General features: G+C 41.9%; 14 protein-coding genes. 11 read left to right on the top strand and 3 right to left on the bottom strand.

Translation table 11 applies throughout. The features are described from left to right. The first annotated feature begins 115 nt into the window (after positions 1-115). Entirely contained in the window at positions 116-2,593 is a 2,478-nt protein-coding gene (locus MHI57_RS24830) for a polysaccharide deacetylase family protein (protein WP_340978926.1), read from the top strand. Positions 2,594-2,605: 12 nt separating this feature from the next. On the opposite strand, the gene MHI57_RS24825 is transcribed toward MHI57_RS24830, so the two are convergent. Further along, on the bottom strand, positions 2,606-3,826 hold the full coding sequence (locus MHI57_RS24825) for a hypothetical protein (RefSeq protein WP_340978925.1): 1,221 nt from the start codon (positions 3,824-3,826) through the stop codon (positions 2,606-2,608). 152 nt (positions 3,827-3,978) lie between these two features. Between MHI57_RS24825 and MHI57_RS24820 the strand changes: the two genes are divergently transcribed. The 5 genes from MHI57_RS24820 to MHI57_RS24800 all read left to right on the top strand — a co-directional run bounded on the left by MHI57_RS24820 (position 3,979) and on the right by MHI57_RS24800 (position 5,979). After that, a complete protein-coding gene (locus MHI57_RS24820) occupies positions 3,979-4,266 on the top strand; it encodes a hemolysin XhlA family protein (protein ID WP_340978924.1) in 288 nt (95 codons plus the stop codon). A gap of 22 nt (positions 4,267-4,288) precedes the next feature. Continuing rightward, complete coding sequence (locus MHI57_RS24815; protein ID WP_340978923.1) at positions 4,289-5,101, top strand: N-acetylmuramoyl-L-alanine amidase; 813 nt, start codon at positions 4,289-4,291, stop codon at positions 5,099-5,101. Next, on the top strand, positions 5,101-5,319 hold the full coding sequence (locus tag MHI57_RS24810; protein WP_340978922.1) for a phage holin: 219 nt from the start codon (positions 5,101-5,103) through the stop codon (positions 5,317-5,319). The genes MHI57_RS24815 and MHI57_RS24810 overlap by 1 nt, the downstream gene beginning before the upstream one ends. A 97-nt stretch (positions 5,320-5,416) precedes the next feature. Further along, positions 5,417-5,611, top strand: a complete 195-nt coding sequence (locus MHI57_RS24805) for a hypothetical protein (RefSeq protein ID WP_340978921.1) — start codon at positions 5,417-5,419, stop codon at positions 5,609-5,611. 41 nt (positions 5,612-5,652) lie between these two features. Continuing rightward, positions 5,653-5,979 carry a hypothetical protein gene (locus tag MHI57_RS24800; RefSeq protein WP_340978919.1) on the top strand — a complete coding sequence of 109 codons (327 nt, stop codon included), beginning with the start codon at positions 5,653-5,655 and terminating at the stop codon, positions 5,977-5,979. Positions 5,980-6,022: 43 nt separating this feature from the next. Here MHI57_RS24800 and MHI57_RS24795 read toward each other — a convergent pair whose 3' ends face one another. Beyond that, complete coding sequence (locus MHI57_RS24795; RefSeq protein ID WP_445293224.1) at positions 6,023-6,265, bottom strand: helix-turn-helix domain-containing protein; 243 nt, start codon at positions 6,263-6,265, stop codon at positions 6,023-6,025. Between the two features lie 235 nt (positions 6,266-6,500). On the opposite strand from MHI57_RS24795, the gene MHI57_RS24790 reads away from it, so the two are divergent. The 3 genes from MHI57_RS24790 to MHI57_RS24780 are packed head-to-tail and all read left to right on the top strand — an operon-like array spanning position 6,501 to position 8,771. Continuing rightward, positions 6,501-7,829, top strand: a complete 1,329-nt coding sequence (locus tag MHI57_RS24790) for an FtsK/SpoIIIE domain-containing protein (RefSeq protein WP_340978916.1) — start codon at positions 6,501-6,503, stop codon at positions 7,827-7,829. After that, the gene (locus MHI57_RS24785) at positions 7,741-8,346 is read left to right on the top strand and encodes a replication-relaxation family protein (RefSeq protein WP_340978914.1); all 606 of its coding nucleotides are present in this window, start codon (positions 7,741-7,743) and stop codon (positions 8,344-8,346) included. The genes MHI57_RS24790 and MHI57_RS24785 overlap by 89 nt, the downstream gene beginning before the upstream one ends. A 14-nt stretch (positions 8,347-8,360) precedes the next feature. Then, complete coding sequence (locus tag MHI57_RS24780; RefSeq protein WP_340978912.1) at positions 8,361-8,771, top strand: hypothetical protein; 411 nt, start codon at positions 8,361-8,363, stop codon at positions 8,769-8,771. On the opposite strand, the gene MHI57_RS24775 is transcribed toward MHI57_RS24780, so the two are convergent. Next, entirely contained in the window at positions 8,768-8,977 is a 210-nt protein-coding gene (locus tag MHI57_RS24775; RefSeq protein WP_340978910.1) for a helix-turn-helix domain-containing protein, read from the bottom strand. The two genes, MHI57_RS24780 and MHI57_RS24775, sit on opposite strands and share 4 nt — an antisense overlap. Before the next feature lie 98 nt (positions 8,978-9,075). Between MHI57_RS24775 and MHI57_RS24770 the strand changes: the two genes are divergently transcribed. Next, on the top strand, positions 9,076-9,864 hold the full coding sequence (locus tag MHI57_RS24770; RefSeq protein ID WP_340978909.1) for a helix-turn-helix domain-containing protein: 789 nt from the start codon (positions 9,076-9,078) through the stop codon (positions 9,862-9,864). A gap of 49 nt (positions 9,865-9,913) precedes the next feature. Next, a complete protein-coding gene (locus MHI57_RS24765; RefSeq protein ID WP_340978906.1) occupies positions 9,914-10,246 on the top strand; it encodes a YolD-like family protein in 333 nt (110 codons plus the stop codon). Positions 10,247-10,423 lie beyond the last annotated feature (177 nt).

Here is a 10,423-nt window from a genome sequence, read left to right as displayed (position 1 = left end):
AATGTATATAAATTATAAAATAGACGAAGTGTTTGACGAAGCTAAAAGTAATTTCGATAAAATAGGCGCCAACTAAGGCGTCTTTTTTCATGCGTAAAAATAGGAGGCGATATAATTGGCGATAAGATGGAAAACAACGGATTCACATGACGCAATTAGATATACGGCACTCGACGCGCACAAGCAACCGGTCAACTTAATCGGAGCTACGGCGCGCTTTTTAATGGGCAAGCGAGGCGACGCTGATTCCGTAATCATTAACGAGCCGGCGCAAGTAGTCGATGAAATGGCGGGCAAGCTCGCGTACGAATTGACGGAAATAGCAACGCTCGAAGCCGGCACCTTTAACGCGGAGTTTCACGTTGAATGGCCGGACGGCAGTCGCAAAGTATTTCCGAGCGAAGGCTATTTGGCGGTTACGGTTGCGCCGAGCTTAGACGTGAGCAAGGTTGGCGAAGTAGAAGAGCGCATTATTTTACGCGTATCGCAAATCGAAGAGTTCAAAGATGAAATTGTCGCGGAGGTTGACGGTTTTAGGGCGACCGTTGGGCAAGCGGAAGATGCTGCGGTAGAGGCGGAAGTACAGGCGGATTATGCAAAGACGCAAGCTGATCGCGCTAAGACGGAGGCGGACCGTTTAGAGGGTACTGATGTCAGCATACTAGATAATAAAGTTAATGATGTTGACAGTCGGCTTACCGCACAGTTGGCAGAAAAGGCGAATGAATCAGAAGTAAGGAAAAACACATCTTTAATCCCGATTAATGTCTCTGAAATGGACACTGAAACTAAACAATTATTTACAGGTGGATCAGTTGCGGTTGTTGGAGAAAAAGCTGTTGGGAATGAAAATTTGAAAGAAAAAGCAGTTGACCCCGTAAATACTACTTTTTTTGTAAAAACAAAAAATTTATTTGACGGTAGATACCACAATGCTAGTTTACGAAGAACTGGCGTTGTCGATAACTACCTGTACTTTGTGTCAAAGCCTAGTATAGTCGAGCTAGGTAGAACTGCAATAGTTGAAATAGAACCAAACTCAACATACACCGTGAAAATACATGATACAGACCTTTCAAATACATTAAGGATTGCATTACATTCAAAGGTTCCTACAGATGGTGACTACAACATTAATAATGAGTATCTGCTTAATACGTATGTCACTTATCAAAGCGCTACGGGGTTTTCTTATTTTACTTTCACAAGCGGTGCTAATGATAAATATTTGTTCGTACAAACATCGACAGAGGGTAAAGAGCCAAAACTACAAATCGAAAAAGGCACTACTTCAACTGATTACGAAAGCCCTTTTTATTTGAATCCTGACTTTATTAAGCAGACCAACATTGAACCAGGACCAACTCCTAATCCTTCACTTATAAAAAGTGTCTATGAAGAATTGAGGGGAAATATATTTCAACGCAATTACAGCGTTGATAAATTATTTAAAGCAAGTGATGCGGTAGTAGCAGCGGGAGATGTTAGTCTCTCCGATGTATCAAATCCAAAATATCAACGTAATAACAGTACTTCAATGAAAGTGACAGTTAACAGCCCAATAAACTTTAGGATTGATTTTCCTTTATCAAAACCTATTGATTTATATAGGAAAGAATATGCACTACTCTTTTACTTACCTACAGAATCAACAAAGACTCCAAGGCAAGCAAATTTTGCTGTTTTAGCCATTTATTTAACAACGTTAAACGGAAGTACGTATGTAGTTTATCCTGAGAATGACAGACGTTACCCAGGCTGGAATGCAATAATCGGAAATCCAATGAATAAAGCTGTGGTAAGCCAAGCAAATGATGTTGATTTAACGAACGTAACCAATATTAGAATTCATTTGAATGTAGATTCTAATATAACTGAACCGTATGATATTTATTTTGATTCCTTCGCTTCATGGGATTATCTGAATAAACCAACAGTCAGGTTAGAATTTGACGATGCAATTCATACTGTGTATGAGAACGCATTTCCTTTAATGGCAGAGAGAGGGATGAGAGGTGCAACACATGTTATTACTAAAAACATTATTACAGAAGACCCTCTTGAGTACACAACTAATGACGGATTAATTAGAATGCATGATGTTGGGTGGGATATTTGCTCGCACTCAAGGAATCATCATTATATATCAACCTTGACTGAACAAGAACAACTATATGAGTTAGAGCAATCGCAAAAGGATTTATTAAGTTTAGGACTAAGGAATGGGCCTCAGTTTTATATTGCGCCCTACGGAGACAATACTCTTTATGCTACTGAACAAGCAAGAAAATTCTATGTTAATTACAGAATGACTGGCTATCGACCAGGAACAAGTGTATTTCCTGTATTACCGTATGCAATGGAAGCTATTAATGCAGGGAGCAGAGGGTTAGCAGGTTGCATTGATTTAATTGATAAAGCAGTAAAAACAGGTGGGCATTTGCCGTTAATGTGGCATGGGGAGATTGGTGAAACTTGGGGTGGTGTCATGTGGCAGACGAGTGAATTTAAAGATATGCTTGATTATCTGATTGAAAAAGACGTCAAAGTTGTAACCTACAGCGACCAATTTCCAAATTCACAAGTTAGGTAAAAAAGAATGAGGTTATACTTCCTCATTCTTTTTCTGTTTATAAAAGATACCTAAAATTAAAGTTAAAATTAGTATCGAGAATACACCTAACCGTTGCCTGTCTGAAGCACCACCGTATTCTAAACTTAACGGTACTACATGGACGATAATAGGTATTAAGTAGATCCAGAAACGGTTTCTTAACTCTTTATATTTAAACCATTTTAAGACAAACAGCGCCAATCCGATAGATAAAAGTAGAAATAAAGCCGAATCCGCAATCAACCATGTATAAAAACTAGTTTCACTGATTAAGTTCCAAGGAAGAGGAGAAAAGTAAAACTTTAAAAACGTACCGGGAAACGATAATATAATATCTACAATTGAGTAATCCTGATAAAAGTTTTGTATGGATGTTATGTATCGGTTAGTAAACGGTATTTTTGTTAGGACAAAATACATTATCAACATTAACGTCAAGAAAATAATTTTTGACCTTTTTTTGATTTTATTCTTTTTGTTTATTAATTTATCAACGATAATCGCAGCAATTATGGCAACGCCAGAATAGATTCTAACAGAACTTAATAGCATGGAAATAATCAATGCAAATATTAATCCGTTCTTCTTAGTTTTGTAAATATATAATGATAATGTTAGCAAAAACACAACTAAAGCATCTTTTAAAATGAAGCTTCCAAATAAAAACATATTCATACTAATTGCGCCTATTATCGTAGTGTAAAGTGCAATTCTTCTAGTGAAGTCCATAGTTATCACTTTATAAAACAGCAACAATGATACAGAAATTAAGAAAGTGTTAGCTATAAGCAGTGCGTAAATACTACCGGTAAAAGACTCGATGAGATAAGCAAAGTAATAATATCCAACGTGCAACGTGCCAGAAATACTTTGGACGTTTGCAATACTAATATCTCCAGAGCTCTTTATTGAGTTTAATACAGATAAGTAATGGTGACTGTCCGGAAATACCATAGCATTGCCAGATTGATATAAGTATAACAATACAACAGATTTAACAAGTAAAAGAGAAGTTAAAAATAAATTTAACGGAATTGGGATTGATAATAGACGAGACAATATAATAAACGCTACGGTAAACATTAAAATAATCGAAAAGTCTGTTAGTGTTTCGGTAGGAAAGACCCAAAAAAATAAAACCGTAATCAACGACGCTATGAGAAGAGAAAACGATAACTGTAAGTAAATTGATTTCTTTTGTATATTTAGCATGTCAACACCTCTTGGATTATTATAGGCGAAAAGTCGAATATTGGAAAGGGGTTCTTTAAGAATATAACCGCACAGTAGGAACAAACTGCGCAGCACTAGGCGCCCATCATCGGGCGTCTTTTTCGCGTGCCTTAAAGGAGGTGAATCGAAATATGGCGGAACCGAGCGGACACGAGCTTAACGAGAAAATCGCAGACATACGCGAATGGCTCGTGCGGATTGATACGAAGATGGATAACTTAAACGATATCAAACGTCTTGCGGAAAGAGCGGACGAGAAAGCCGACTCAGCAGAAGATAAGGCGGACTTCGCGATTAAACTGGCGGAGGAGGTTCGCGATGACATTCGCGACATGAAGGCGAACACGAAATGGGTATGGGGAACGTTGCTGACGGTCGCGGGCTTACTAGTAACGGTATTCATTGCGCTAATCAAATAAAATAACGAAGGGAAGCGGTAATATGGCAAAGATATTTATTGACGCAGGACATGGCGGTAACGATCCGGGAGCAGTCGGCAATGGCTTGCGCGAAAAGGACTTAACGCTGACAATCTCAAAGCGTGTCGGCGCTATTCTCGCGAACGACTATAAAGGCGCAACAATTAAGTACAGCAGAACGGGCGACCAATCATTGTCGCTTAAGCAACGGACGGACGCGGCGAATGCTTGGGGCGCAGACTTATTCGTCTCCGTTCATATTAACGCAGGCGGTGGCACGGGCTACGAGGACTACGTTTATACGACAGTTGGCGCGGGCACGCAGAAGTTTCAGGACGCCATTCATAGCGAAATTATGAAACGTATTGACGGCGTTCGCGACCGTGGCAAGAAGCGCGCTAACTATCACGTTTTACGCGAATCACGCATGCCGGCAGTATTAACGGAATCCTTGTTCATCGATAAAGCAGCGGACGCGGCGAAGTTAAAGCAAGCGTCGTTTATCGAAGCAGTGGCGCAAGGGCATGCGGCAGGCATCGCGAAGGCTTTTAACTTGGCGAAGAAACAGACGGAAAGCAAGCCTAAGCCATCGCCAAACAAGCCGTCGAACGGCAGTTTATTTAAGGTTCAAATTGGCGCGTTCAGTAAGAAGGCTAATGCGGATGCTCTCGTCAAGCAAGCGAAGGCTAAAGGATTTGACGCGTTTGCATCGAAGGAAGGCGCGCTATATAAAGTACAGCTCGGCGCGTTCAGCAAGAAGGACAATGCGGACGACTTGGCGGCGAAAGCGAAGAAAGCGGGATATGCGCCGTACATTGCGAAGGAGGCTAAATAATGAAGAACGCGAAGAAGATTACGGCAGGCACGGTCAGCAGATTCGTGCTTTTACTTTTGGCGCTAATTAACGCGGGATTAGAAATGGCGGGCTTAAGCGTGATTCCGGTCGACGAAGCGGGCGTGAGCGAGTTTATTTCGCTAGCGTTCCTCGGCGGGACTGCGCTTTGGAGCTACTGGAAAAATAACGATGTGACGAAGAAAGCGCGCGAAGAGTAAGCTTTATATTGCGGGAGATTCAACGGTCCCGCATTTACATATTGAAACAAAAATGTATAATGAATATAATGGTATTTTATTCTAAGAGGTGAACGATTTGGAAACTAAGATAGCATATGAAACTGTTATAAAAGATCAATTAAAACAATTAAAAGAAGAAGGTAGATGGGTTTTTTCATTAGAGGAAGAATCTTCGATCATTCAATCACTAATGGAAGATTCACATTTTCAGAGACGAATAGAAAGCGCAACTGAGGAATTTTTAGAACGTAACCTATCCAACGTATACTAAGATTAACGATCTGACTTATTTATATAAGGAGGTTGGTCAATTTGAGTAAAGCAAACGTAATTTCAAATGAAACTTTGGTCATCTCAGTTGAAAAGAAGGATTCTTCAGCGCTCGGTTGGATCGGAAGAATTACCGCCATACTTCTCGGCGCATTTGGCTTGCTAATCGGTTCGCTACTTTGTTTAACAATCATCGGAATCTTACTTGGATTTCCGTTAATGGTCTTATCGTTGCCGGTACTTATGACGGGAATTGGCAAGCAGAGAGTAGATTGTCCGCATTGTAAAAAGAAAAACTACGTATTAAATACTGCGGAAAACTTAACATGTCCAAAGTGTCGCAACTTAACCGTCATTAACTGGAAATAAAACAAACGCCCAGCAATCGTCGCTAGGGCGTCTTTTCTTCGTTCTACATTCCGAAATAATCATCTGGCGGATATCCTTCGCCTATCTCCTTTAACGCCTTTTTAATCCGCGCTACAGTCGATATCTTCGGCGTATATTCCGTATCATTACATAGTCGCGAAATAGTTCCTCGACTTAAGCCCGACTTCTCTTCGATTTCAATTTGCGTGATTTCCTTCTTATCAATCCATCGACCAAACTTCGTACGACTCTTTCCTATTCCGAAAAACGAAAACAATCCGATCACTCCTGCGCTTTTTAGTACAAGTATCTCCGCATATTATTTTTCCTATACGCAAAAAAGTGACATATTGGACGTTCCGTTCGCCATACCTTTTACTATACCGTTGGTTGTTCCTCATAAAATACCTACGCAGAATTACGAAAGGAATAGACGAAATGTTGACGCAGCAAGGCGCAAGCAACGCGCCGACTATTCCGTTTAGGCGGAACTGTATTATATACAAAAGGTGGTGATGCGCATGTTATTCGAGCTACTTTCTTCGGCAGTTGTCGGCGGACTTATCGGCTACTCGAAATTATCGCAAAGGGGGTTGGGCGGAAACGATACGAATAATATTTCGCGAATTGCAGAGAACGCGGGCCTGGTCGCAAAGGATGGTACGAAAATACGTCCATACAGACGGACTAAGCACGTAGACCATACCGAGTATGTTTTTCAACTACCGCAAGGTCTTTCGTCTAAACAATTTCGCGAAAAGGTTGACCGTTTCCAGGACGGACTAAACGCCAAGCGCAGCGTGCTAGATGTTTCAATCGCAGACTTAAAGGCGCTAAATTGGCGCAAGGATTTGCTGTCTCAATTGCGAAAATTAGCCCGCAAGAAACGGAAGCTACGAAAAGAGGTGGAAATCGAATTTGACGGCATGTTGAAGTTTCGTGTTTATAATGAGGCGCTGACGGACTTCTTTGAGTTCGATCGCGAGTTGCTTAATCGGTGCAAAGGCTGGGAGATTCCGTTGGGTATGTCGCGAAAAGGCTTCATAACGCACGATATGGAAAGCGGACATTTAATCGTAGCTGGCGCAACTACTTACGGCAAATCAGTGTTTCTAAAGAGCTTAATTACGTCCACTATCGCGCGCAATCCGGAGCATGTTCGCATGAGTCTAATCGATTTAAAAGGAGGCTTGACGTTTGCACGCTATCAGAGCGCCATACAGGTCGATAGCGTGGCGAAAGATATAAGCGAGACATTAGATAGCCTACGTGCAATAGACGCTAAAATAACGGCTAAACAAGCGCTTTATTTAGCGCAAGGATACGAAAATATTCGCGAAGCATGCGACCCGTATCGTCACTTTATTATTATCGATGAAGCTGCCGAGATAGCGAGCGCCGGCATTACTGATTCGGAAGAAAAGAAAGCGCGCGTTGAATGCGAAAGAATACTCGCGAGAATAGCGCGTATTGGTGCCAGCCTAGGATTCCGCCTTATCTTTTGTACGCAATATCCTACTGCCGATACATTGCCGCGTCAGATTAAGCAGAATGTTGATACACGCGTTTGCTTTAGATTGCAGACGAAAATTGCGAGTGAGGTCGTACTTGACGAGGGTGGCGCAGAACAGTTACCGCGCATTAAAGGTCGCGCAATTTATCAGACGCCGGATGGTCGTCAAGTAGTACAAACGCCGTTAATTACAAACGAACAAATTAGCGAAATCATTGGGCCACATATTAATATTCGCGCAAGAAAGGATGACGATAATGCAAATGCAAACACTAATCGCAAAGGAAGAACGCCAGGAACGCATACTCTTAAGCTTGAAAAAACTCGACTTTCTTAGTCGGTCGCAGCTTCAACGCATGCATAGGCTCGGCGGTAATCGCAATGCTAATCGGATACTTGCCAATATGAGCGATTACTTGCATTCCGTACGCTTAGACGAAAAGGTTTACTATCTTAACGCTTATGGCCGCGAAATGGTCGGCGCAAACAAGGTCGTAAAGAAAACGTCTCAAATCGAACATTACTTGATGCGCAACGATTTATATCTCGCGTATGGATGTCCTACGTCATGGGAACAGGAAATAAAACTTACGGTCCCGGGCAAGGTTTCTGTAGTGGCTGACGCAATATTTAACGTAGGCAATCGCTATCACATTTGCGAAATAGATAGAACGCAGCGAATGCTTGAAAATCATGCGAAGATTCATAAATATCGCGAGTTATTATCGCTTGGTGTATTCGAAATAAAGCCGAAATTTATCTGGCTAACAACGACGGAGTATCGCCGTAAACAACTTGCGAAAATGTGCGAAGGACTAGACGTTAAGATTTACGTGGCAAGCGAATTTAAATAAGGAGAGTGGACGGTATGTTTAAGCGTAATAAAGTAGAAACGATGTCTATTTCGGAGTTTATGTCGCGTGATTATAAGAAGGAGGAAAAACGCGTCAATTGGAAAACTGTCGCGAAAGTAACGACAACTGCCGGTGTAATAGCAGTATCGCTCGGCTTTGGTGACGTCAGCTTTGCGGCTGCTGGCGCGATTAATGGAGCAGTAACGGCGAAAGTAGTGAACGCGTTTGATCCGATTGTAGAACTCGTTAAAGCAATTAGTTATCCTATCGCGTTAATCATGATGCTTGGCGGAGGAATATTCGTAATGATTGGCAATAGCGACAAAGGATTATCGCTAATTCAGAAAGCAGGCTTAGGCTATGTGCTCGTTCAAATGTTGCCGATACTGATGGACTTACTCGTAGAAATCGCGAAGTCTCTTTAATCTTTACTTGTTCGGAATAGTTCATTGGGTTCATGTAAGTCTAACGCAACCATAATCTTTTCTAACGCGTCTTTAGGGTATCGCTTAAGTTTATTATTCGTCATTTCGCTGATTGTTCGCGTAGTCAATCCTGTCAACTCGACGAGGTCTTTCTGTTCCATTCCGCGTTCCCTTAATAATTCCTTTAATCTCAACTCTAATCGCATAATATCACCACCTTAAAAAGATTATAACTTGTCCTTGACAATTACGCAAGACGTAATCTATAGTTACATTAAACGTAAATTACGGGAGGCGTAAACTGATGCACTATCTATCGGACTATCAAACTTTCAATTCGACGCAGGAATTAAACGCAAATGTAGACGCACATCTAAAGAACAACGCGTTCAGCCTTAATGATACGGATCGCGCTGTCCTTAATACTATCGCTCGCTATGCGGTCAAGTTCGCAGGCGCTGCGCATTTAAAAGCGACGACGCTTGCGAAACTGATCGACAAGAGCGAAAAGACGGCGCGCCGCATCGTTAATAAGCTGGCGGATCTGGGCATAATTGAAAAGGTTGCAACCATGCGCAAAGTAAACGGAGGCAAGGGCGCTAACATACTCCGCGTCCTTCCTTTTAATCGCAATGACCAGTCGACTTTGTCCAATCGTGAGGAATGCGAAACGCCTACGGAGACAACGATGCAAACGACGAAAAATGAAAACGAACCTTTTAATTCTATTAATCTTTCAAAAAACAACGTATTAGATACGTCAGTCATTCCTTCGCAAGCATTAAAAAGTTCGCTACCAAGCGAAATATACGACGCAATGGAACGATACTTTGACGCTGAAGGAATCTATAAATATTACGGCATATTGCTTCGCGCTAAACGATCAATACATAACGACATCATCATCGAGGATAACGCTACGCCGTTTGTAGAGACGTTCCTTAACGCGATATTAAAGTACAAGCAGCGCAAATTACATAGCCTGGAAAATTATTTATATCGCGCATGGCAGACGACAACATCGCAAGTATTGCGTCAGAATGCTTCCGTAGAGCCTTCGCCAGTGCCAGATTACGACTGGCTGAATGATTGACTAGGAACATTTGTTCGTTTATAATTGGCCCTAAAAGGGAGGCGTTAATATGTCGTTAAAAGACCGCGGCATTAAAAAGTGGCAAGGCTTCTTTATGCCCGAACATGTAACGGAGCTTGGCGTCATGCATGCTGAGCTGGACCACGTAGCCAAGCCGATTATTGACGAGCATCAGCAAGCGGAGTTTGACGCGAGAATAGCTTACGCGATGGAATTTAATTTGGCGTTAAAGATATCGATATGGCAGGCGGGCAATATTACGGAGATAGTTGGACGTTCACATTACGTAGACCACGTCCGCCAAAAGATACGCTTAGTGACGCTGGATGGTGCGTCTGCTTACGTTGAGATGGCGGAAGTGGTTGGCGTGGAATTGGCGTAGAGGGTACGACTTTAATGACTTGCAAGGTGGCGCTCCTATCGGTATAATTTGACTTAACGGATGACTTGTACGTGTCAAAAACTTAATATTACCAACGTCTGACTTACCGTTGACTTAGCGGCTGACTTATCGAATACCTTGACAGGGTAGAGGTCGCTGGTTCGAACCCAGTCGGAA

Source organism: Cytobacillus sp. FSL K6-0129 (genome assembly GCF_038007625.1).
Classification (GTDB): domain Bacteria; phylum Bacillota; class Bacilli; order Bacillales; family Cytobacillaceae; genus Cytobacillus; species Cytobacillus kochii.
Note: the sequence above shows the minus strand (reverse complement) of the source record. Positions and strands in the feature narration are given on the sequence as shown.

What these genes read in the sequence shown, in the direction of transcription:
- MHI57_RS24825 (WP_340978925.1), bottom strand. Translation starts at nt 3,826, where the DNA reads ATGCTAAATATACAAAAGAAATCAATTTACTTACAGTTATCGTTTTCT.
- MHI57_RS24820 (WP_340978924.1), top strand. Translation starts at nt 3,979, where the DNA reads ATGGCGGAACCGAGCGGACACGAGCTTAACGAGAAAATCGCAGACATA.
- MHI57_RS24815 (WP_340978923.1), top strand. Translation starts at nt 4,289, where the DNA reads ATGGCAAAGATATTTATTGACGCAGGACATGGCGGTAACGATCCGGGA.
- MHI57_RS24810 (WP_340978922.1), top strand. Translation starts at nt 5,101, where the DNA reads ATGAAGAACGCGAAGAAGATTACGGCAGGCACGGTCAGCAGATTCGTG.
- MHI57_RS24790 (WP_340978916.1), top strand. Translation starts at nt 6,501, where the DNA reads ATGTTATTCGAGCTACTTTCTTCGGCAGTTGTCGGCGGACTTATCGGC.
- MHI57_RS24785 (WP_340978914.1), top strand. Translation starts at nt 7,741, where the DNA reads ATGACGATAATGCAAATGCAAACACTAATCGCAAAGGAAGAACGCCAG.
- MHI57_RS24780 (WP_340978912.1), top strand. Translation starts at nt 8,361, where the DNA reads ATGTTTAAGCGTAATAAAGTAGAAACGATGTCTATTTCGGAGTTTATG.
- MHI57_RS24775 (WP_340978910.1), bottom strand. Translation starts at nt 8,977, where the DNA reads ATGCGATTAGAGTTGAGATTAAAGGAATTATTAAGGGAACGCGGAATG.
- MHI57_RS24770 (WP_340978909.1), top strand. Translation starts at nt 9,076, where the DNA reads ATGCACTATCTATCGGACTATCAAACTTTCAATTCGACGCAGGAATTA.
- MHI57_RS24765 (WP_340978906.1), top strand. Translation starts at nt 9,914, where the DNA reads ATGTCGTTAAAAGACCGCGGCATTAAAAAGTGGCAAGGCTTCTTTATG.